The sequence below is a fragment of the Allocoleopsis franciscana PCC 7113 genome, from assembly GCF_000317515.1.
Taxonomy (GTDB): Bacteria; Cyanobacteriota; Cyanobacteriia; order Cyanobacteriales; family Coleofasciculaceae; genus Allocoleopsis; species Allocoleopsis franciscana.
The window spans coordinates 1406814-1430132 of the sequence record NC_019738.1; the positions used below are offsets into that span (position 1 = coordinate 1406814).

A 23319-nucleotide genomic window follows, 5' to 3' on the forward strand; every position below is an offset into this window, starting at 1 on the left:
CCGAGAACCCGCTGCTTTTAAGAGAAAATCAAGATAGTGGGTCGTTACCGAGTAATTGCACGGACTCGAATACGACTGTCGGTAACACAATAAGGATTATCCATTAGAGAGAACAACATGAGGGACATTACTCAAGAAGAAATGCGAGAACGAATGGGGAATATAGACCTAATTCGTGATATAATATTTGGCCCAAAACTTCAAGAATATGACCATCGCATTGATAAATTAGAATCTAACTTATCTTTGCTAGAGAAGGAAACGCACGATCGCATTGATCAAGTCAAAACGGACTGTTTGACAGAACTGCGTTCATCCGTGGATGCTTTAGAGCAAAAAATCAAGTCTCTCAGCCTCACCTTCCAGAAGGATAACGCAGATACTCGACAACTCATCGATCGCACTTACCAAAATTTTTCAGGGAGTCTGGAATCGATTGATAAAACGCTAGTAAGCCAGACAACATCGATTCGCAAAGAACTCTCAGAAACGAGAGAAAAGCTGCAAGATGATACCCGAAATCTCAAGTCTCAAATTTTTGATGAGCTGGAAAAGCGCTTCTCGTTGCTTGCCAACGCTAAGGTTTCCAGAAATGATATGGCAGACATTCTATTTGAGCTGGGCTTAAGACTAAAAGGAACTGACTTGGCTAAAGAGCTTAAAGAAGCGAGTAACAACAATGAGTCCAACGATGTTTTTTTTATAGAAGCCAGCAAAATTTCAGAGTGAACTCAACGACCAAGTAGCCCTAAGCGATAGTGTTGCTTGAGCAAATTTCTGGAGTTTAGAAAATTTTAGGCTCCAGGAGGATTTTCATCGGGTAACATCTACCCGCCTAAGTGAAGATTTAGGGGAAGTAAATTAGACTATGGCTTCATCAAAAGAAAATCCCTCAGCTAGCTCCCCGCTAAAAGGCTTGGTGGATTTATTGGCTGATTTACAGATTCTGAACACACCGCAAAAACCTCAAGAGGAATCTTCCCCCTCTCAGACAGATGCACCCAGTCCGGGTGAAGCTCTGGGTTTGGCGTCGGTGGAGGAATACCCAGATGCACCGCCAAAGGCTGACGCTCCTCATGTCGCTAACAGGGTGCGATCGCAAGATATACTTGAAGCTGAGACAAACACTCTAATTCCGTCTCACATTCATGAACAAGAATCTCCAGAAACGTCTCATTTCGCCGCTCACCCTTCAGCGATAGAAGACTCCCTTAATCGGGTTGAAGGAGAACCCAAGGAACTATCTCAGCCTCATCCACCCAAACAGCAACAAGAAGAACCTAAAAAGCCATCCCTTCTCTCGCAAGCGGTTGAATTCTTGCAACATCGGCGAACTTCGTCTCATTCTTCAGAACAGCAACAAGAAGAACTTCAAAAGCCATCCCTTCTCTCTCAACCTGGGAAATCTTTCCCCAATGAACTACCTCATTTTCATCTGCCAGAGCAGCAAAAAACACCAATTACAAACCCATCCGTTTCCTCTCAAGTAGATTCAAGCCAGCCCAAAAACTTAGAGACACCTCCCGAACAAATCTTTAATCAGCTGATAGAATCTCACTGGGAAAAAGCACGACGAAATGAGTTTATCAATCAATCCCTTGGCTCGACGCCTCATCATGATGTAGACAATTCAATTACCCTATTTGAACGTTGGCAACGTTTGCTCCTGACTCAGGAAGTCATGGATTCGCGGAAGGCGCTCGCCGAGTTTAAACAAAAAGTAGAGACTCTTGAGCATCAAATTTATGAACCCACAGAATTAATTAATTTACTTCTACCTTTAATCGCTGAAATTCTGACTTTAAAAGTCGCTGATTCAAGGGAAGACATTGCCCAAGCCATTGCTCCAGTGGTTGATGAAATGATTCAGCGTCGGGCTAAACAGGATATCGTAGCCATTAGTACCGCTTTAGCCCCTGTCATACCTGAAGCGGTTGCCAAACAAGTCCTCAACTCACCTGGGGCTTTAGCTAAAGCACTAGGACCAGAAATGGGGACAGCTATCAAAGAACAGATTACCTTAGAGCGGGATTCCATGGTAGATGCCCTCTATCCCGTCATTGGCAGTACCATTTCTAAATACATGGCGGAAGCCATTAAAGCCATTAATGAAAAAGTCGAAAATGCCTTCAGTTTAGAAGGACTTTCTCGCAAAGTTCGCGCCAAAGTACAGGGGATTTCTGAGGCGGAACTCATCTTTAAAGAGTCGATGCCATTTACTATCCAAGCGATGTTCTTAATTCATAAAAGCTCTGGATTGGTGATTGCAGAATTTCAACCCTCAGATAGCCAGCGCCTAGAGTCGGAGATGGTGGCGGGTATGCTGACAGCAATTCGCAGTTTTGTCAATGATGTAATTGCTCAGACGGGAAGTGTTTCAGAGATCGATCAAATTGACTATGGCGATTCAAGAATTATCTTGGAAGTGGCAGGATACTGTTACTTAGCGGCGGTAACTAAAGGAGAACATCCCCGATCATTTATTCAAAAAATGCGTAGTACGTTGAGTACTATCGTGCAAAAACAAGGTAAATCCATCGAATTATTTGATGGCGACCCAGATAATGTTCCCGAAGAAGTACATCAGCTTCTCGACAACTTAACAAAACTTTCCGATACAAATTCAGCTACTAAAAACCCCAAAGCTCCTGTTGCTTTGTTACTGATTGGTTTAACAGTATTTCTCGCCATTTCTCTACCCATAGGAATCTATCAATATCTAAGCTCAACGGACCGTCGTCGTGAGAGAGAAATTAACCTCGCTTTAGCCTCTGATCCAGAGTTAGCCGTTTATCGGGTTGGGGTAGATGCCAATCTAGGAACGATCAAGCTGAGTGGCAAGTTGCCTAATCAATATCTCCGTTCCAGAGCTGAAAAAATTGCCAAGGAAATTGAACCCAAACTGAGTATACAGAATACGATCATCCCTGTGGAAGTGCCCCCCAATCCGGTGTTGGCAGCAGCAGAGGTGAAGCGAGTGGTTAATATTCTAAATCAGATTCAGGGTTCGGTAATTGCAGCAGATTATAGTGAGGGAACTGTAACTGTCAAAGGAGCAGTACTTCAGCAAGAGGATGCCAAGAAAATTACACAAGCCTTTTTACAAATTCCCGGAGTGAAGTCAGTCAGCAACACCGTACAACTGCAACCGTTCGCGATTGCCTCCCGAATTTACTTTGACCAGGGTTCTTCCGAGATAAAATCAGAGGAACGTTCAAAAATTGCTCAGATCAGGGCATTTCTTGATCAGCACCCAAATAAGTACCTCAAACTCTTGGGTCATACTGACCCTAAGGGTTCGGCTACTGAAAATCAGCAATTGGCACTGGAACGGGCAACCAAAGTCAAAAATGTGCTTATTGCTCAAGGAATCGCTTCCAAGCGATTGCTAGCTGAAGGGACAATAGACCCTCCTATTGGTGTAAGTGCCGAGCAACTCCCCTTATTAAGTCGATGTGTAGAATTTGAGATCATTTCACCTCAAAGTTAAAGCATTTTTAATAGGTGAGGAATCAGTTTACTTGAACCAGAACAACTAGCAGAACAGATTCAGCTTCAAAATCTGGAGCAAGTCGTCTCAGGAATTTATCCAACTTCAGCCAAGACGGGTTTATCCGTTGACGACATTTTTCTCCAAATTGCTTACAAAATTTTAGAGTCCTGCGACAATGGATTTTCCCCCTTTCAAACCTCCCTTGGCCTAGAAGACTTCTCCAACGGTAGAGGAGGGGGGGAGGGAAACCAGAGTCTTCATGATAGCGATGCGGAGCATACTCCCAAGAAGAACCCGCAGTGTCGTTCACACAGGACAGGGGAACCGAATGATGATGGTTTGTTCCTCCTGGGATGTTGTCTTACTACTCCTGGGATATGGTTGCACCTCGCTTGGACATTGGCAAATTCGGCTTAAACCCTCCAAGAGCATACTGGATGAGCGCTATCATACCCAATGCGACTGGTAGATCCCTTTGTTAAGCGCCTAAACAATCTCTCCCCCTCCTTGCAGAAGAGTTATCGGGAGGTTACAAGAGAGCTGTAGACTGAAAATTTAACAATTAGTAACTATTCTTATGGCAACTATCTCCAAGAAAATTTGCATGGTGGGTGACTTCGGAGTTGGCAAGACAAGCCTGATTCGCCGATTTGTCGATCGCCAGTTCAGCGATCAGTATCTTTCCACGGTGGGGGTCAAGATCTCTCGGAAACTTGTAGAATCCGTGAATTTACAGTTGTTAATCTGGGACTTAGAAGGTCACACTAAGTTCAAGGGTATTACCCCCAGTTACCTACAAGGAGCTAGTGGAGCTGTTGTTGTTGCCGATGTCAGCCGCATTGAAACTGTGGAACGGCTTTTAGAGCATATTAAACTCTTTTCATCCATTAATCCCAAAGGAACAATTGTAGTTGCTTTAAATAAATCAGATTTAGTTGATGAAGAAAAACTCGCCAAACTCACTCAATTAGTTCCCGTGCATGATTGCGAACGTGTGGTAGAAATCTACCAAACTTCAGCCAAGACAGGTGTCTACGTGGATGAAATGTTTCAAAAATTAGCTGAAAAAAGTATAGAATCCCTATGAACGTTCTTTTAAATAAAATTGTAGCGCCCCGTTACGAATACCTAATTCTGACACGGAACTTTGTTATTTTAGAGGCATCCTATGGTGCACAATGTTTTGCTGATTGTCCAGAAGCGTTGAAGTTGGGAAAGGATATTCGTTTCGCTTTTCCGGAACTGCTCGGAATTGAAGAAATTATCCTTGATATCATAGCAGGACGACAGACGAATTTTGAATTCAAAGGAATTGCTCGAAAAAATGACCAAAAATCCCCTTTTTACTTAGATTTATATATCAGTGAGTATTCTAATCCAGAGAGCTTGGATAGTCAGTTAATTGTCTTACTTGAAGATGCTACAGAAAGAATGATTTTACAGCAGACTTTGGCACAAAGAACCAATGAAGCCAATCTGTTAGTCAGTTCTTTGACCGCTGCAAAAAAATATATTGATAAAATTATTACATCCATGGCTGATGCTTTATTAGTAACAAATGCATCAGGAATTATTAAAACGGTCAATCCATTTGCTCAAGATTTATTTGGCTATAGCCAGGATGAGTTAATTGATCAGCCAATCTCAAAAATAATTCACCAGGAAAACTTTTTAGATCAAACCAGGATTTTTTCTTCTTCAAATTTGGGAAAATTTATCAAAGATGTAGAAGTTTTTTGTCAAACTAAAACAGGCGAACAAATTTGTATTTCCTTTTCTTGTTCAGCGATTCAGACGGAAATTGAGGGATTACAAAACTTCGTTTATATCGGTCGAGATATTAGCGATCGCAAACGAGTAGAAGCTCAAATGATGAAAGCACTGGAACGGGAAAGAGAACTCCGAGAACTCAAGTCCGACTTTGTTTCCATGGCAAGTCATGAGTTCCGGACTCCCCTAACGGCAATCTTTTCTTCTACTGAATTACTACAACATTACGGTAATATCTGGCCTGACGAGAAGAAGCTCAAACACTATCATCGGATTGAATCTGCCGTCAGACGGATGACAGGACTCTTAGATGATGTTTTACTTTATAGCAAAGCCGAAGCTGGGAAACTACAGTTTAATCCTGCCTCCTTAGTACTAAAAAATCTGTGTAGCGATCTAGTAGAAGAATTGCAACTCGGCATTGGAAAAAACCATAAGATTACCTGGATCTACTCAGGGCCATGCAACAATGCTTACATGGATGAAAAGCTCCTGCTACACATTTTGACTAATTTACTCTCAAATGCAATTAAATATTCGCCTTCAGGTACGACCATCTTTTTTAGCTGTTCCTGTGATCAGGATAATAAAGAAATAACTTTTGAAATTAAAGACCAAGGAATTGGTATTCCTCCAGAAGACCAAACCCAACTGTTTGAGTCATTCCATCGGGCAAAAAATGTAGGGGATATTCCTGGGACAGGACTCGGTTTAGCCATTGTCCAAAAATCAGTAGAATTACACGCCGGTAAGATTACAGTAAATAGTGAAGTGGGAGTTGGCACAACTTTTCGCATCACTTTGCCGTTGAATAGCAAGATTGAACATGTTCCCGTGGAATCTCTCTAGTAACTTAAAGCGTCCTAAGAGAGATTTTGCTAATTTACTCGTGTCAAAAGAATAATTCTGTTTATTGAGAACACTTTATACAAGCTTTAAAAATATCGTGATACGGCTTACAGAAATATCATAAATAGGTAAATTAATCTTCAAAAAAGTTGTTAGTATTACAGTATGCCCTTCAGATTTACCTCTACACTTGTCATTACTGAAGTCTTGCAAGAATCTATTACATTTATCTGTTTTGGATTGAAAGATTTTTAGTCCAAACGGCTTAGAAATGCTCACTATGCATTTCTATTGAACATTATTGAAAAACTATCAATCCGTAATCTCACTGAAACATTACGGATTAGAGTTCAGTAATGTTACGTTAGAAATTTTTAGTGATTAGAACAATAATAGTTCTCGAAACTCGCTTGGTTATCAGGATTAGAAGGGAGAAACAATGCAAAGAACACTAATTCTAGGCGCAACTGGTTTTATTGGCGGCAACCTAGTGAGAACCTTAGTTGCTAGAGGTGAATATCCGAGAATTCTCGTTCGTCCCGGTTCTTCTCTTTCCTTTTTGGAAGATATTTTAGAGCGAATCGAAATCGTCTACGGTGATTTTCAAGACCCAGAATCCTTGCGGGATGTAACAAAAGATATTGATGTGATTTTTCATCTCATCTCAACAACGAGTCCAAGTTCACCAATGGGAAGTAGCCTTGATGATGCTGTAAGCAATTTATTTCCCACTATTCGCCTGGTCGAATCTGCTATGGCTAATGGCGTTAAAAAAATTGTTTACACTTCATCTGGAGGTACCGTTTATGGTGAACCTCAAATTACTCCAATTCCTGAAGAACATCCTCTCCTGCCTAAATCGGTTTATGGGCAAAGTAAGCTAACCATCGAGAACTTTCTTAATTTTTATGCCCGCTCAACAACACTAGATGTTAATATACTGCGAATCTCGAATCCTTTTGGGGCTGGACAAAATCCCTTGAAAGCCCAAGGAATTATTGCAGTTGCCATGAATTGTGCTTACTCCAATCAGGTACTTAAACTTTATGGTAACGGTGAGGCTGTCAGAGACTATCTTTATATAGATGACGTAACGGAAGCACTGATACTGGTGGCTCAAAAACCTGGGTCTTCAATTGTTAATATTTCTTCAGGCATAGGTTATAGTGTTCGGGAGATTGTTCAAGCTGTTGAAGAGGTTTCTGGTCGAATTATTCAAAAAGAGTTTATTCCGGCTCGTTCGAGTGATGTTAGTGTAAGTATTCTGTCTAACCGACTTGCCTTTGAAATTTATGGTTGGTCTCCCAAAATTGGACTCTATGAAGGGTTAGCTAGATTGGATTACATGAGGAAAACAAAGAGGTGTATAACTCTAGAAAGAAGAACCCCGGCAAAGATACATCATATTGCAGTTACTTGTGGCAACCTATAGATTCACAAGAATAAATCTCTTGGTAATAACGCTGGCGAATCACCCTTTTAAAAAGCTCCTGAAGCATCTTACCTATCCCAATAGACTCTAGCCTAACTCGCTACGACAAAGGCCATAAAACCCACTTTTCCGATAAGCTCTAAAGGTTGAGGCACAATCGACTGTCTTATGCCTCCGCTATATTGGAATTTATGAGCTTTGGTATTAGAGCCTTACCCAAAGAGGTGGTAAATCTCATTGCCGCCGGTGAGGTCATTGACTCTTTAGCGGCAGTGGTGCGAGAGTTGGTAGAAAACGCCCTAGATGCGGGTGCAACGCGGATCGCAGTTTCGGTGTGGTCTGAGCAGTGGCGAGTACGGGTGGCAGATAATGGCATGGGCATGGATTTGGGAGATTTGCAACAAGCCGCGACTGCCCATAGCACCAGCAAAATCCGTACCAGTGATGATCTGTGGAAGATTACGAGTTTAGGATTTCGCGGGGAAGCGTTGCATAGTTTAGTGGCGTTAGCTGATTTGGAGATTTTGAGCCGACAAACTCCGAACCTTGAGGGTTGGCGAGTGAGGTATAACTCCGAAGGTGAACCGGCGCAGGTGGACGCTTGTGCGATCGCTCCGGGTACAGTTGTCACTGTCTCCAATTTATTCGGAAATTGGCCTGTGCGCCGCAAGGGCTTACCGTCAGTGGCACAACAACTCAAAGCAATACAAACCACGATTCAGCAAATTGCCCTGTGCCATCCCCGTGTTACTTGGCAAGTGCAGCAAAATGAGCGTCCTTGGTTTAGCCTCAGTGCCGGTATAACCACTCAACACATTCTCCCCCAAATCTTGCGACAGGTACGGCAGACGGACTTGCAGTATCTCTGCGTGGAAATACCGACGCCGGAGACTGGGGGTGGCGAAGATTTCCCTGGGCAAAATCCTGTATCTAAAATCCCAAATTCGTTGATTCAGATCGTTTTGGGACTACCGGATCGGTGCCATCGACGACGCCCAGATTGGGTAAAGGTGGCGACGAATCGACGCTTAGTGCGATCGCCTGAATTGGAACAAACCATCTTAGCCGCGACTTCGCGAACTTGTCCCCGCGATCGCTACCCGATTTGTTTTCTCCACCTGCAAATCTGCCCCAGCCTCATTGATTGGAATCGCCATCCGGCTAAGGCGGAAATTTACTTACATTCCCTTTCCTACTGGCAGGAACAAGCCTCCCGTGCGATCGAGCAAGCCTTACGCATTAGTCCCACCCAGGCTTCAGAAGCAAACCAATCCCAGCGAGTGACAACATTACTCAAGGTATCGGAAGAAAAAGCTGGCTACAACGTGAGTCGTTCCATACAACCCACATCAGAGGAGGCAGAAAAAACTCAAAAATCTGGTGAAATTGGGTTAATTGAACTGCGAGCCGTGGCTCAGGTTCACAATATGTATATTGTGGCGGAGCATCCGACGGGGATGTGGCTGGTGGAACAACATATTGCCCATGAGCGAGTTTTGTACGAGCAACTGTGCGATCGCTGGCAACTCGTGCCGTTAGAACCCCCAGCCATTCTCAGCCATTTGACACCCGCTCAAGTCGAGCAACTTCAACGCTTAGGGTTAGAGATAGAACCCTTCGGTGAGCAGCTATGGGCGGTACGAAATGCGCCGGATCTATTGACAAAACGAGAAGATTGTGCAGCAGCTTTGTTAGAACTGAGTTTAGGGGGAGATTTGCAAACGGCTCAAGTTGCAACAGCTTGCCGTAGTGCCATTCGCAATGGTACGCCTTTGAGCTTACACCAAATGCAGACCTTGTTAGACCAATGGACACGCACCCGTCATCCCCGCACCTGTCCCCACGGACGCCCTATTTATTTAGCGTTAGAAGAGTCATCCCTTGCCCGCTTCTTTCGCCGTCATTGGGTGATTGGTAAGAGTCATGGGATTTAGTGCCTAAGATAATGCCCAAGCCCCATGAAGCGTTTGATGTAGCATAGTCAGTTGACTGTGTACTGAAGTGTGAGAGTGTCCAGCCCAACTCAACCCTCAAAATTCTTAGAGCCAATCGATCGCGCCGCAATCACCCTTATGCTAGTGCTGAGTCTGCTAATTGGCCTGGTGTTGTGGGGAGGCGATCGCACTCAACCTTATGTGCGCGAGTTTAGTTGGCAAAACAAACAAGTTGGGGTGGCGGATACCTTCTTTGTCCTTACCTTCAACCGTCCTATGGATCATGCCAGTGTGGAAGCCAACCTCCATATTGAGCCACCCCTACCAGGATTGTTGAGTTGGGCTGGACGGCGGTTGGTCTATACTTTATCCAATCCAGCACCCTATGGCACAGCCTATCAAGTGAAATTGCAGAAGGCACAACAGTACATGGGGGAAGCGGGAAATCAGATGCAGCCGTTTGCCGGTCGATTTCGCACCCGCGATCGCGCCTTGGCCTATTTAGGTGTCGAGGGAGAAGAGAAGGGACGGTTAATTCTCTTCAACCTCACCCGCCAACAAAAAACACCCCTCACCCCCAAAAACTGGGTTGTGACAGACTTTAAACCTTACCCAACAGGCGATCGCATTTTATTTGCGGCTAGCGATTGGTCAAATTATGGCTCCGGATTGTTTGAACAACAACTGTACACCGTCACCACGGGGTTGCCTGGGATGTCTGCAAGCCAACCCAACTCGACCCCAAAAGCTGGCAGCATCGACCTAATTTTAGACAACTTAAACTATCAAAATCTCAAATTTGACCTATCCCCCAATGGGCAAGTTATTGTCGTTTTTCGGGTGAATCGGAGTCATATCGAGGACTCTGGACTGTGGGTACTGCAACCCAATGAGCCTTGGCAACCCTTGCTCAAACAGCCTGGAGGGGACTTTTTGATTACACCGGATAGTGAAGCGATCGCCAATTCCCCAGGAGAGGGGGTGGCGATTTTGCCCCTGACACCTCAAGCAAAACCCTTGGATTTTCTCCCCAAGTTTGACAAGGTACTCCATTTTTCCAGCGATGGCGTCCGAGCCGCGATGTTAAAATCGAACAGCGATTCTACACAATCTCTGTTTCTGGTCACGAACCAGGGTGAACAGAAAGAACTCCTGAGGACGAACGGCGAATGGCTCAACTGTCAGTTCGACACCACTGCCAAAAAGCTCTACTGCTTAATGCTCCAGTTAGTACAGGGGAAAGAATACTCTCAACAACTCTCCCTGGTAGGAATTGACTTAAAAACCTTTAAAGTTGAGCCACTGTTCGTTCAGTCCAATCCGTCGGAGATGGAGATGAGTGTCTCACCCGATGGCTTGTCGCTGCTGTTTGATCAGGTTGTTACGAAACCAACACTGCCCTCACCAGAGGATTTAACCACAGATGTTGGGTCTGCGATTACGACGAGTCGCCTCTTATTGCTGCCTCTGGTCAACAAAACACCACAATCCACGACTAGCTCTGTTCCTTATCAAGAGTTACCTTTACGGGGTTTTCACCCTTACTGGTTACCCTGATAGGGAAGGATTGATGTTTTTCTAGGGAGAGGCATAGTCGATTCAACGCATCATCTTACCCGATTTGGCTCCGTTTATATTGAAGAAAAACAATACTGGGTGCTTGACTTATAAAGGGTACTCTCTACTGATAGGGCGATCGCTGATGCCAGGATGTTAATTTTTCCATGATTGGGCATTCATTCCAGCTCAAAGGCTTCAGTCATTGGACAATTGAAAATCGTCATTTGGGACTCTTGGTACAAATTAGCAATTCCCTGGGCGACACTCTCTGTCTCCCAACTCTTACTTATGTGGGAAAATCCTTATTCGGCAATCCAAAATTCTTCAATGGGTTGACCGGCTCCTTAACACACATTGCTCTAAGGCACTTGAATTGTGAAACTTCACTGGTTATTGCCCAGTTTTTTGGGCTTTTTTCTGCTCTCCTCTCCTGCTTATGCCCGCCAACTGCTCAATTGGCGTTTTGAAGCCAATCAGAATCGATTGATCTTTATCACAGACGAAGGGGTTCAACCTAAGGCACAGCTCATTAGCAATCCCACACGTCTGGTGATTGATTTGCCCGGTATTATGGTGGAACGCTCAACCGCCGATCAACTGGTAGGAGGAGCTATTCGCTCAGTGCGAGTCGGACAGGTTGATAACGATACAACCCGCTTGGTGGTTGAACTCAATCCGGGTTACACACTCAACCCTCAAAATGTGCAATTTCGGGGAATTTCCTCTAATCAATGGATAGTGCAATTACCTATCCCCCAACAAGTAGCCCAGTTGCCCAATTCAGTTTCCCCACCTCTAGAGATTCCTGTACCCGCGCCGGCTGTGAGTCGTCCAACCGTCAGCGATTCCCAGGTTCCTAAGGGGCGATTAGTGGTGATGATTGATCCGGGGCATGGCGGGAAAGATTCTGGAGCGGTTGGATTGGGTGGCTTACAAGAGAAGGATGTTATCCTGCCGATCTCACAACGAGTCGCCGCCATTTTAGAGCAACAGGGTATCCACGCTATTTTGACGCGATCAAGTGATTATTTCGTAGATTTGGCTCCACGAGTGGAAATGGCAAAACGGGAGCGTGCTGACTTGTTTGTCAGCATTCACGCCAATTCCATCGATAAGCGTCCAGATGTCAATGGATTAGAAACCTATTATTTTGAGCGCGGTGAGCGTTTGGCTCAAACCATCCACAACAGTATTTTGCAAAGTCTTGATATTAAAGATCGCAGAGTACGACGAGCCAGATTTTACGTCCTCAGGAATAATCCCATGCCAGCCGTTTTAGTGGAAGTGGGTTTTGTGACGGGTGTTGAAGACGCACCCAGACTCGCCACCGCCGCATACGAGAACCAAATGGCACAAGCGATCGCCAATGGCATCCTTCAGTACATTCAGCAAAACCAATATGTTGGGGGGTTGCATTAAACAAGGGCGATCGCTAACAGCATACTGTGGGTTGGAGTTTTCATCAATGGTTTTCAAGTGAGTTGACATTCCCCGGCGTGAACCCACGGGGATTCTTGGTTCATCTAAATCTGATGATTCTTCCACCACAGCCCAATCCCAAACATCAGTGCTGATAGCAGCACAAACCATACCGAAAATGCAGTATGTCTTACTTTCTGAGCCAAATTGGCTTCCCACCATTTTCTAGGGCGAATCTTCTGTACTGAAAACGTAATCAATCCTGCTAAATTTAGGCAGATCAAGTTAGTTAGTAATAACAACATTGACCCTACAGCGACTTGCCCATGACCTGAGCCAATTAACAATCCGAATGCCACTAAAGGTGGGAGTAAAGCCACGGCTACCATAACTCCCACAATGGCATTTGTGCCTCCGGATGTGAGTGAGAGTGCGCCTGCCATACCTGAGGCAAAAGCCAGGATAAGGTCTGAGCCACTCACTCTTGTCCTGGAGGCAATTTCAGGAATCTCTGGGTTGACGGTGAAAAAATATCCAATTACGACAGACAAAGACAAAGCAATACAGATACCAACAGCACCAATTTTTACAGCCTGACGGGCAAGAGTTGTATCTCCAAGAGTCGTGGCAAGCGATAACGCCATATTCGGACCCAGTAAAGGGGCTATAACCATAGAACCGATAATGATAGTTCCGTCATCCCGTAACAGGCCAATGGCAGCAATAACTGTTGAGAGCAGAACCATCAAAATATGAGTCCATGACAGGATTACCGTGGCAGAAACATCTTCATAAAGTTCATGACGGTTGATCCGAGATAGTTGAGTATCTAACTCCTGTTCCTGCGGTTGTTTTTTGAGTTCAGCCCCTATCTCTGGAGGTCGTGAGGGTCGAGGGATAGATGCTTCTACAGAAAGCAGAATAAGGCGAAAGCCATCAACTTGAGAAAAGTGAGTTTCTAATTGATCAATTGCCGTTTCGGCTTCTTCCCCAGACAACAGTATTTTAACGAGAGTTTGATGATTGCATAGCTGAGTCTGCCAAATCTCTATTAAGGAATAGTCTTGGAGTAATTCTGGTACTTTCTGGGCGTCTTCATCAGGAAGGAATACTTCAATTAGACGTAAGTTCATAGATATTTAGGTGCTTTGTTGCCTATACAAACTTTCGCTCTAAATACTGCAACTTGGTATAAACCCGCGATCGCTCCTCTAACTTACTACTCTTTCTCTGGCTCTGTGCTAACTTGGACTGACTCAATCAGTCTCCAGATAGATGTCTCAGTCAAGATTGGCCTTAAAAAGAGCGGTCAGTTTAGCTAAATTCTTACTGAATGTTGCAGCAGCCGGTGCCACAATCGCTACCCTTCTCGGTTTTGCCGGGAGTCTGTGGTGGGTTTTCGAGCTGTTCGAGCATCCCAGACCCCAATATTGTTTAATTCTAATAGCTGCCGTCGTGGTTGGTGGCATTTCGCGTCAAGCCTGGAGCTTTGCTTGGTGTTTGCCGTTATTACTCAACCTGGTGCTGATTGTTCCCCTATTTTTCTCACCCGCTCAAGGCTCTGATTTACAACCTGCCAACCTCATCCCTGGCAGTACATTGCGTCTTCTCCTGGTTAACCTCGATCATCACAATCAGGAAACAAGCCCAGCCATACAGTATATAGAATCACAAAACGTTGATTTAGTGCTGTTGCAAGAGGTCACATCGAGATCGCTGAGTACGCTGCAATCCAATCTCTCACGATACCGAGTGGCTACGTCTTTACCACGAGAGAATTCCACGGGTGTAGCTATGCTTGTACCCACTACGCCATCCCAGTCAGTTGAGATAGTAGCGACGCAAATCATAGAATTGCCGCCTAACTCAGGAGCACCCCTGATCGAAACTACGCTGCGATGGGACAGCACAGAAGTGGTAATCCTCGGTTTGAGTATAGCCCGTCCACAGAATCGCGGCTCTTCAGCCTTTCAACAGGTAGAGTTTGATGCCGCCGCCGAGTGGAGCCTTCGTCAGCAGAGACAGGAGAAGCGGGAAGTTGTTGTGATAGGTGATTTTAATACTACCCCCTGGTCCGGTCGATACGAGAAGTTTTTACAAGATAGTAATCTGCGTAATTCACTACGCGGGTTTGGGTTGCAACCGACATGGCACGCCGCTTTACCCTCTCCACTTATGGTTGCGATCGACCATTGTTTGCATAGTTCATCAATTAGAACGATCAACCGTGCTACGGGTGCCAATATTGGCTCAGATCATTTGCCACTGTTGGTGGAATTGCAAAGAGGTTTTTAGAGTCAGTCCTGAAGAAGTCACTCAGAAAACTTAGCAAACAGAGCATTGAGACTTTGAACAATCAAAGGAGTTGCACTCAGAATAATCAACCCTGAGACGAACAGTGTGATCACAGCATCCGCCCAGAGCCAATTCAGCGCCCAAACTGCGATCGCAGCTAAAATAACCCCAATTGAACTTGCCGCATCCGCCAGAATATGCAAAAAAGCTCCCTTGATGTTAAGGTCATGATGGCTATCTTTGTGCAATAAGAAAATATTGACGCTGTTGACTCCAAACCCAACGCTAGCCGTCGCCAACATCGGCAGACTCAGAATTTCCACAGGAGGAGACTGGAGACGTTCCACCGCTTCCCAACCAATCCAAAGTGCGATCGCCACCAGTCCCAAACCATTGATCAACGCCGCCAAGACTTCAACCCAATGGTTTCCCGGTACTGAATCACTAGAACGACGGCGCTGAGCGATCCAGCTTGCCAGTAACGCCAGGATCAATGCCAAACAATCAGACGCCAGATGGCCTGAATCAGCGAGGAGTGCAAGACTATGGCTAAATAATCCTACGGTTAACTCTGCAACGGCAAAGCTGCAAATCAGAACCAACGCAATCAGCAGTAGCCTCACCTTACGGCTTGGCTGGGACGAATGACTGACAGGAATTGTGTGATGAACGCAGGAGGTGGAATGATGATGCATTGCAATTCGCTAACAATGTTGTAATTAGAACTTACACACCCATAGTTTTGCTAATAATCAACCCTAACATTAGTGATGACTCACTTGTTGCAGAAATGTTTCATGTCTGTGTACGACAGCAAGCAATCCCCTGGTGTACCTTGCCTGGAACATCGATCGTGTCTGTTCGTCCTTCAAGCTTAGTTTATCCTGTAAATTTTGATAGAGTAGGGAACAATCTTTCCTAAAGTAATCTGGTACTGCTCAGAACGTAAGTAATAGTAATGCAGTCGTTTATACAATGCTGATACGAAAACAAATTGCGTTTTATTTAAGCGATATTGAAACACCCGTTGGCAGAGTGATTAATTTGCTACTTATGGGTTTGATTTTACTATCTTCATCTATTTTTGTAGCAGAAACTTACCCCATTCCCCATTCTGTGCGTCAGAGCCTCGATGTGATTGATGCTGGAATCCTCATCATTTTTATAGCTGAGTATATCTTACGTTTTTGGTGCGCTGATTCCAAAGTCAAATTCTTCTTTAGTCCCTTCTCTTTAATTGATTTAGTGGCTATATTACCCTTTCTACTAGGGGTTACAAATATTCGGTTTATTCTCATCTTTAGATGGTTTAGAATTTTACGACTCATCCGATTTATCCAATTGAAAATTTTCTTTTTTAAGATAAACACTGAAGATGGGGTAATATTTACCAGAATTTTATTTACATTATTTACAATTATTTTTGTTTATTCCGGATTGATTTATCAAGTTGAACATCGAGTCAATGCGAAGGAATTCCAAACTTTTTTGGATGCCGTTTATTTCTCAGTCGTCACCATGACAACGGTTGGGTTTGGGGATGTTACACCCCTTTCAGAAATCGGTCGCTTACTGACAGTCTTGATGATTTTAACGGGGATTGCCCTGATTCCATGGCAATTAGGGGATTTGATTAAGCAATTAATTAAAACAGCTAACCAAATAGAGATGCCTTGTCTAAGTTGTGGTTTACCGTTCCATGACAAGGATGCTCGGTTCTGTAAAATCTGTGGCACTCCCTTGGAAAACGAGCCAGAAGAAGTGACTTAACAACTAGAGAATTTAAAGCATTAATCTCAAAACTCAATCCCCGGTTGTGCTTTAATCCCCTGTTCCCGAAAAGGATGTTTAATCAGCGTCATTTCCGTCACTAAGTCAGCTCGCTCAATTAAGGCAGCAGGTGCGCCTCTACCCGTTAGAATAACGTGAGACATGTCTTGCTTTTGTGCCAATCCTGCTAGAACGTCTTGAACATCTAGGTAACCTAGCTTTAAGGCAACATTCACTTCATCTAACAATACGAGTCTAAAGTCTGGGTTACGGATAAATTCCAGCGCCTTGTCCCATGCGGCTTTCGCTTTTTCAATATCTCGTGCTCGATCTTGAGTTTCCCAGGTGAACCCTTCTCCGAGTGCGTGAAACTCTAACTGGGGGGTTTCGTCCGGTGCGGCTATGGTCCAATGTTGGAAGGCCGCTTTCTCGGCAGGTTCCCAAGCTCCCTTAATGAATTGTACGATCGCCACTCGATAACCATGACCGAGCGATCGCAACACCATCCCTAATGCGGCTGTGGTTTTCCCCTTGCCGTTACCTGTGTTAATAATAATCAGACCCTTCTCTTGTGAGGCTTGAGCAAGGCGCTGTTCTTGTACCTCCTTCCGCCGCTGCATTTTGCGCCGATATTGCTCTGGCGTCAGTCCAGACGATTCTGAACCAGAAACATCAGAAAATTCCAATGTTTCGTTTGAGTCAGTTTGAGAGTTGATTTTCATCGAGCAAAACTAGAGAGACAACGATATAGGGGAAATTAGACCTTCAGGTAAGGGTTAAGGAGTGGGTTTAACCTGAGAGAGTTGAAAGTTGGACGACTGAAGGTTTAAATCGGTTGTTTACTTTTGTATAACCAGCAACTTACGAACTGACTAACTTGCAAACTTGCAACTTAAGCGGCACAACAGCGAACCCAACTTTCAACTCTTTTCCCCCATCCCTGATCGATTATTTCATCCAAGAATAGTCCCAGGACGGCTGTTCGATATCCTCAATCCAGTCCGTTCGATCGCCCAGACTGTCGTGTATGAATGGCTTTTGTATATTCTCCATCCAGGAGAAATCCCAGCAAGGCGAATTGGATTCTTCAACTTCGAGTACCATATCCCCCTGGTAGTTCTGATTCACCTCCATCGCTTTGGATCGCAAATGAGCGGGTACATAGCGCAGGTGAACCGGCAATCCGTGTCCCAGCATAAATTCGGCTAATTGCTCGGAATGGATGTAGATTCCCTGTGCGTGAAGGTTCTGCAAAATGTCTTCAAATGTTGGCCATTGATTTTGTGCTTTTAGCGGAGAAGACAACTTCATGCTGTTTAGAGCAGTAGAGAGGAGCTCGTTTGATATCGCTAACATTGGTTGCATTTAGACAGAAGTGTGCTGAGTCGTGAATGATTGAAGCGACTGACAAGGCAAAGTTTTATCGGGGAATAAAACTGAGCCGTTACTGATGTCTTTGTCTACACTTGGCTTTACCCAGAGAAGGTTTTGTTTTTATTGAGTTGTAGAGAACACAATACTTAGCTCAAGAAGCGCTGGTGTAAGGTTGGCGTATGCCTGCTGTTGCCAAAACTCGATTGTTGCATTGTAGTCGTTTTGGACGCGATCGCTGCCCACTGTGCTAATAAAGCCGCGAGACGATGGCGTTGACTCAACCGAGCAAGCCGCGCATGGCAAGAGTCTAACCTGGAGCTAGTAGGATTTAGTCCAGCGGAGCTAGCGCCTAAGGGCAAAGCTACCTTCATATACCCAGATTGCCAACGTAGATGGTCAGGGACGCGCTTCAACATCCGCTTAGGTACAATTACATCTATTTGATTGACTAATTATTTATGATATCAGGGAAAATCACCCTCCTCGAAGGAGATATTACTCAGCAACAGGTCGATGCCATTGTCAACGCCGCCAACACCTCTCTGCTGGGGGGTGGTGGGGTGGATGGGGCGATTCATCTCGCCGCAGGGCCAGAATTACTGGTAGAATGCCGACGTTTAAAGGGCTGTAAAACGGGCGATGCCAAAATTACCAAGGGTTACAATCTCCCTGCCGATTGGGTGATTCACACCGTAGGGCCTGTTTGGCATGATGGAAAGTATGGGGAAGATGAGCAATTAGCGAGCTGTTATCGTCGTTGTCTCGCGATTGCGGAGCAATATGAGATACGCTCCATTGCTTTCCCCGCGATTAGTACAGGTGTTTATGGTTTTCCTATGGAACGCGCTGCCAAAATTGCCGTGAAACAAGTCATGACGTTTTTGTTTTTGGAAAACCATTCTTCCTTAGAGGCTGTGATGTTCGTCTGTTTCAATCGCCAGACCTATGACTGCTATAGGTCGGCACTCAAAGAAATTTTATCTAACGAGCAAGGGTGATGCTTGTACTACAACTGGGTCTGACGGCAATCCTAGCTTTCTACCTGGCATCGAATCTAGGCGCTAACGATGTCGCCAATGCGATGGGGACTTCCGTCGGGTCGAAGGCGGTTACCCTCCGGCAAGCGCTCGTGATTGCTGGCATTTTGGAGTTTACAGGCGCGGTTTTATTCGGTCATGGCGTTTCCTCCACCCTCGCCACAGAAGTCGCTAACCCTGAATTGTTTGTAGACATGCCGCAACTGCTGATGCTAGGCATGATTGCGGTATTACTATCTTGTGGTTTATGGCTACAAATTGCCACCAGCCGGGGTTGGCCTGTTTCATCGTCTCATGCCGTAGTAGGAGCGATCGCAGGATTTAGTTGGGTGGCTGCCGGTTTCGGTGCTGTTGATTGGTCAAATATTCGTCTGATTTCCCTGGCTTGGGTTGTCACACCCCTAGTGAGTGGCATCATCGCGGCGGGATTCTACAGTGTCGTCAGGCACTCCATTCTGGATCGCCCCAACCCCATCGTCCAACTGCGCGAGTGGATTCCTTGGTTGAGTACTACGCTATTTAGCGTCTTCGGCATTATCGTCCTGCCGACTCTATTTCAACAACCCTTTTTTGCCGCTTTGCCGATTCCCTCCCACGACTTACCCCTTGCTACGGGAGCTGTTGCGGCGGTTGCTCTCACTATTATCAGTTGGCGACAACTCGCTCGTTTTACAGACATACCCAATGATCAAGAGTCGCCATTCTCCAATCCTGTAGAACGATTACTCGGACGCTTCCAAGTCCTGAGTGCTTGCTTTGTGGCCTTTGCTCACGGTTCTAATGATGTGGGGAATGCGATCGCTCCCTTAGCGGCGATCGCGTATATTCTACGTACAGGTTCTGTTCCCCTGACGGGATTTAATGTACCTTTGTGGATTCTCATCCTCGGCGGGGGTGGCATCGTTTTTGGTTTAGCGATTTGGGGCAAAAATGTGATCGCCACCATTGGGGAAAATATCATTCCGCTCCAACCGAGTAGTGGTTTTTGCGCCGAACTTGCCACTGCCACCACCATTTTGATGGCTTCTCGGTTGGGGATACCTGTTTCTACCTCCCATGCTTTGGTAGGTGCGGTTGTTGGGATTGGACTCACTCAAGACTGGAAGAAAGTCCGTTTAGAAACGGTTCAAGGGATTGCGCTGGCTTGGATTATTACCCTACCCGTAGCTGCTGGTTTAGGGGCAATGATTTTTATCTGCCTGCGTTTACTGTTTTTGCCTGGGTGATCGGGTAAGCTGAGGCTGACATTGCCGTTAATGTGATGAATTACAATTCAGAACAATTCCAATCATTGCTCAATTTACTTCCTAATACATTCGCCGAAAGTGTTGAACAAGTAACGGCCTTTATTTTAGTGGAATTGGAAAGGCAAATTGCTCAGAATCAACTTTATTACCATAACCACGAACACATTAAAGCGGTTCAACAACGAGCTGAGCGAATCTTTCAAGCCATTCGTCCTGCCTGGAAAGCGACTTTGGAGCAGGAAACGGCTGAGGACTATTTAGAGCGAATGAGATTATTACTTAATCTATGTGCGATCGCTCACGATACCATTCAGATTTTTATTCCTACAACTGAACCCCATACCCCCCGGCGGCGGGAAACGGGAGTGAGTGAACAAGCTACTATTGAATATCTACTGGGTTACATTCACCGTTTAAATCAGCAACTCCAGGAAAAAAATCCACATCACCCTGCATGTTTCACCGCTTCAGACTTACGAATTATGCAGGAAGCGATCGCCGCAACGATCTGCGCCTACGATCCGAATCAGCAAGCCATTTATCAACCCGAACTTTACAATACCGATTGCTCAATATCCTACGTTGCCCGAATCATTGCTTTAGCGGATATTGGCGCGTTAGGAATGAATGGGATTGAAGACTACAATCACGAGGGAAGTTTGTTATTTCTAGAAGAAAATCCAGATATCGTGCCGTTAATTCGCAATCAGCAATTGCCCAAGTTGAAAAATGAGCAGCCAGAATTATCCGAAAATCTTAGACAGCGACTGTTGCGACGGACACGATTTCAGGTGAATTTTGCGCGATCGCGTTTAGTGCGGTATGAACAAGAATTAGCCGATTTTCCGATTGATGCCATTCCTATTTTGCAACAAGAAGTATTTCAATACTTGCGTCCTAGCACCATTCGAGAGCTTGAAGCCATAACTCCAACGGATGAAACAATATCTTTAGAGGTTTTAACGGCATTTTTTCAATTTGAAAAGATGCTCTAAGTTGGTTGGCATTACATTAATATTTGTCGTTGAGACAAGGCAGATGGCAGAAGGGAAATCGATGTTTAATCTTCCAGCATTTCCAACAATTGAGCCTCACTTAATTGGGGAATGCCTAAGGCTTGCGCTTTTTCCAATTTAGAACCCGCCTCTTCCCCTACTAATAAGTAGTCGGTTTTGGCACTAACCGAACCCGTCACTTTACCGCCCGCTTTTTCAATCAACCCCTTCGCTTCATCTCGCTTTAATGTGGGCAAAGTACCCGTAATCACAAAGGTTTTTCCACTCAATACTTGACTTTTAGATTGAATTATAATTAAGTTTTGCGTTGCTAGCTGCAAACCGGCTTTTCGCAATCGGTCAATCAAAGCTTGATTGGCTGGAACGTGGAACCAAGAATAGACAGATTGAGCAATTTCTGGACCAATTCCATAGACGCCTTCAATTTGGGCAGCGGATGCTCCAGCAATCTGTTCCACAGTAGGGAACTGTTGGGTTAAGGTTTGAGCATTGACACTACCAACGTGACGAATCCCTAAGCCGTATAATACTCGTGACCAAGGTTGAGTTTTGGAATGTGCGATCGCATTCACCAATTTCTGGGCTAACTTCTTACCCATCCGTTCTAATGAGAGTAGCGACTCAAGGGTTAAATCGTAAAGGTCAGCAACTGAGTGTACAAGATGTGAGTCAACCAACTGCTGCACGAGCTTTTCCCCCATGCCATTAATATCTAGCGCATCACGGCTTACCCAGTGGGTTAGTGCCCCTTTAAGAATGGCTGGACAGGAAGTATTGATGCAGCGAGTCACCGCCTCACCCGTTGGACGCACCACCGGTTGATGGCAGACGGGGCAATGGGTCGGCATTTGAAACGGTTGAGTCCCTTCTGGGCGCAACTCTGGCAGTACTCGCACCACTTCGGGAATAATTTCACCGGCTTTGCGAACAATTACCGTGTCGCCGATGCGGATATCGAGTTCGGCAATGCGATCGCTATTATGCAGGGTTGCCCGTTGTACTGTGGTTCCCGCCAGTTGTACAGGTTGCATTTCTGCCAACGGGGTGAGTGCGCCAGTGCGTCCCACATTGACACTGATGTTTTTGACGACAGTTGGGGCTTCTTCGGCGGGGTATTTGAGGGCGATCGCCCAACGGGGAAACTTCTGGGTAAAGCCCAATTGTTCCTGAAGGGCAAAGGAATTAAGCTTGACTACAACCCCATCGGTCATATAAGGCAAATTCCGCCGTTGGGTATCCCAGGAATTGTAATAATCCCGGACATCCTCTAAAGAGGCGCAGATTTTGCGATTCGGATTCACCCGGAAACCCAAGTTTTGCATTAATTCCAGGGCATCCCATTGGGTACGAGCAACTTCCACGTCCTCTTTTCCGGGAATATATAAGGTATAAGCAAAGAAATCCAACCGTCGGCGATCGACAATTTTAGGGTCTAATTGTCGTAGAGTTCCCGCTGCCGCATTCCGAGGATTCGCGAACAATTGCTCACCGGCTTGCTCGCGTTCCTGATTAATTTGTTCAAATACGTTGATGGGTAAAAACGCCTCTCCGCGCACTTCTACCACTGGCGGCGGTGTCTGTGTATTCAGTCGCAAGGGAATCGAGCGAATGGTGCGGACATTCTGGGTAATTTCTTCACCCGTAACACCATCGCCTCGCGTGACTCCCCGCACTAAGACGCCATTTTCATAAGTCAGCGCTAAAGCGTTGCCATCAATTTTGAGTTCACAGACATATTCAAACCCCCCCTGTCCCTCCTTCACAAGGGAGGGTGCATAGCGCTTCCACCGTTCCTGCCACTTGGTAAACTCCTCGATGTTGAAGGCATTTTCCAAGCTGTAAAGGGGGATATTGTGCCGCACGGAAGAAAACTGGGAAGCTGGTTTCTCTCCCACACGTTGAGTGGGGCTTTCAGGCGTGATTAACTCAGGATATTGTGTCTCTAAATCTTGCAGTTCCCGATACAGCTTGTCATAAATGGCATCCTCCATAATCGGATTGTCGAGGACGTAATAGGCATAGCTGGCTTTTTGCACCAACTGCCGCAGTTCTTGAACTCGCTGTTTTACTTCAGGTGTCGCTTGTGTCACAGCGTTTGTTATCCTCAACGCGCATTAGACTCT

At 45.3% G+C, this 23319-nt stretch carries 19 protein-coding genes; 13 read left to right on the forward strand and 6 right to left on the reverse strand.

Translation table 11 applies throughout. The features are described 5' to 3' along the window. Positions 1 to 117: 117 nt before the first annotated feature. The 8 genes from MIC7113_RS05960 to MIC7113_RS05995 all read left to right on the forward strand — a co-directional run bounded on the left by MIC7113_RS05960 (position 118) and on the right by MIC7113_RS05995 (position 12457). A complete protein-coding gene (locus MIC7113_RS05960) occupies positions 118 to 729 on the forward strand; it encodes a hypothetical protein (RefSeq protein ID WP_015181276.1) in 612 nt (203 codons plus the stop codon). Positions 730 to 868: 139 nt separating this feature from the next. Next, the gene (locus MIC7113_RS05965; RefSeq protein ID WP_015181277.1) at positions 869 to 3490 is read left to right on the forward strand and encodes an OmpA family protein; all 2622 of its coding nucleotides are present in this window, start codon (positions 869 to 871) and stop codon (positions 3488 to 3490) included. A gap of 580 nt (positions 3491 to 4070) precedes the next feature. Next, entirely contained in the window at positions 4071 to 4580 is a 510-nt protein-coding gene (locus tag MIC7113_RS05970) for a Rab family GTPase (protein WP_015181278.1), read from the forward strand. Then, positions 4577 to 6112 (forward strand): PAS domain-containing sensor histidine kinase, encoded by a 1536-nt coding sequence (locus tag MIC7113_RS05975; RefSeq protein ID WP_015181279.1) that lies wholly within the window; start codon positions 4577 to 4579, stop codon positions 6110 to 6112. The genes MIC7113_RS05970 and MIC7113_RS05975 overlap by 4 nt, the downstream gene beginning before the upstream one ends. Before the next feature lie 439 nt (positions 6113 to 6551). After that, positions 6552 to 7544, forward strand: a complete 993-nt coding sequence (locus MIC7113_RS05980) for an NAD-dependent epimerase/dehydratase family protein (protein ID WP_015181280.1) — start codon at positions 6552 to 6554, stop codon at positions 7542 to 7544. A gap of 191 nt (positions 7545 to 7735) precedes the next feature. Next, positions 7736 to 9478, forward strand: coding sequence for a DNA mismatch repair endonuclease MutL (gene mutL, locus MIC7113_RS05985; RefSeq protein ID WP_015181281.1), 1743 nt, complete (start codon positions 7736 to 7738; stop codon positions 9476 to 9478). Positions 9479 to 9616: 138 nt separating this feature from the next. Further along, positions 9617 to 11035, forward strand: coding sequence for an Ig-like domain-containing protein (locus tag MIC7113_RS05990; protein ID WP_015181282.1), 1419 nt, complete (start codon positions 9617 to 9619; stop codon positions 11033 to 11035). Positions 11036 to 11413: 378 nt separating this feature from the next. Continuing rightward, the gene (locus MIC7113_RS05995) at positions 11414 to 12457 is read left to right on the forward strand and encodes an N-acetylmuramoyl-L-alanine amidase (protein WP_015181283.1); all 1044 of its coding nucleotides are present in this window, start codon (positions 11414 to 11416) and stop codon (positions 12455 to 12457) included. 104 nt (positions 12458 to 12561) lie between these two features. Here the strand turns inward: MIC7113_RS05995 and MIC7113_RS06000 are convergent, their stop codons facing one another. Continuing rightward, entirely contained in the window at positions 12562 to 13590 is a 1029-nt protein-coding gene (locus MIC7113_RS06000) for a TIGR00341 family protein (protein WP_015181284.1), read from the reverse strand. 142 nt (positions 13591 to 13732) lie between these two features. Here MIC7113_RS06000 and MIC7113_RS06005 point away from each other — a divergent pair, with 142 nt between their 5' ends. Next, entirely contained in the window at positions 13733 to 14752 is a 1020-nt protein-coding gene (locus MIC7113_RS06005) for an endonuclease/exonuclease/phosphatase family protein (protein ID WP_015181285.1), read from the forward strand. A 17-nt stretch (positions 14753 to 14769) separates the two neighbouring features. On the opposite strand, the gene MIC7113_RS06010 is transcribed toward MIC7113_RS06005, so the two are convergent. Next, entirely contained in the window at positions 14770 to 15447 is a 678-nt protein-coding gene (locus MIC7113_RS06010) for a cation diffusion facilitator family transporter (protein WP_015181286.1), read from the reverse strand. 280 nt (positions 15448 to 15727) lie between these two features. Between MIC7113_RS06010 and MIC7113_RS06015 the strand changes: the two genes are divergently transcribed. Continuing rightward, complete coding sequence (locus tag MIC7113_RS06015; RefSeq protein WP_015181287.1) at positions 15728 to 16522, forward strand: ion transporter; 795 nt, start codon at positions 15728 to 15730, stop codon at positions 16520 to 16522. Between the two features lie 26 nt (positions 16523 to 16548). Here MIC7113_RS06015 and cobO read toward each other — a convergent pair whose 3' ends face one another. From cobO to MIC7113_RS36000, 3 genes are all read right to left on the reverse strand, one after another. Then, positions 16549 to 17244: a cob(I)yrinic acid a,c-diamide adenosyltransferase gene (cobO, locus tag MIC7113_RS06020; RefSeq protein WP_015181288.1), complete on the reverse strand. Its 696-nt coding sequence runs from the start codon at positions 17242 to 17244 to the stop codon at positions 16549 to 16551. 226 nt (positions 17245 to 17470) lie between these two features. After that, on the reverse strand, positions 17471 to 17833 hold the full coding sequence (locus MIC7113_RS06025) for a hypothetical protein (protein ID WP_216596368.1): 363 nt from the start codon (positions 17831 to 17833) through the stop codon (positions 17471 to 17473). Positions 17834 to 18042: 209 nt separating this feature from the next. Then, positions 18043 to 18312: a hypothetical protein gene (locus tag MIC7113_RS36000; protein WP_015181290.1), complete on the reverse strand. Its 270-nt coding sequence runs from the start codon at positions 18310 to 18312 to the stop codon at positions 18043 to 18045. 42 nt (positions 18313 to 18354) lie between these two features. On the opposite strand from MIC7113_RS36000, the gene MIC7113_RS06030 reads away from it, so the two are divergent. From MIC7113_RS06030 to MIC7113_RS06040, 3 genes are read left to right on the forward strand one after another with little or no spacing between them, the layout of a single operon-like run. After that, positions 18355 to 18894 (forward strand): O-acetyl-ADP-ribose deacetylase, encoded by a 540-nt coding sequence (locus tag MIC7113_RS06030; RefSeq protein ID WP_015181291.1) that lies wholly within the window; start codon positions 18355 to 18357, stop codon positions 18892 to 18894. Next, positions 18894 to 20159 (forward strand): inorganic phosphate transporter, encoded by a 1266-nt coding sequence (locus MIC7113_RS06035; protein WP_015181292.1) that lies wholly within the window; start codon positions 18894 to 18896, stop codon positions 20157 to 20159. The genes MIC7113_RS06030 and MIC7113_RS06035 overlap by 1 nt, the downstream gene beginning before the upstream one ends. Positions 20160 to 20194: 35 nt before the next feature. Further along, positions 20195 to 21175 carry a hypothetical protein gene (locus tag MIC7113_RS06040; RefSeq protein WP_015181293.1) on the forward strand — a complete coding sequence of 327 codons (981 nt, stop codon included), beginning with the start codon at positions 20195 to 20197 and terminating at the stop codon, positions 21173 to 21175. Between the two features lie 65 nt (positions 21176 to 21240). Here MIC7113_RS06040 and ligA read toward each other — a convergent pair whose 3' ends face one another. Further along, positions 21241 to 23286, reverse strand: a complete 2046-nt coding sequence (ligA, locus tag MIC7113_RS06045) for an NAD-dependent DNA ligase LigA (protein ID WP_015181294.1) — start codon at positions 23284 to 23286, stop codon at positions 21241 to 21243. Positions 23287 to 23319 lie beyond the last annotated feature (33 nt).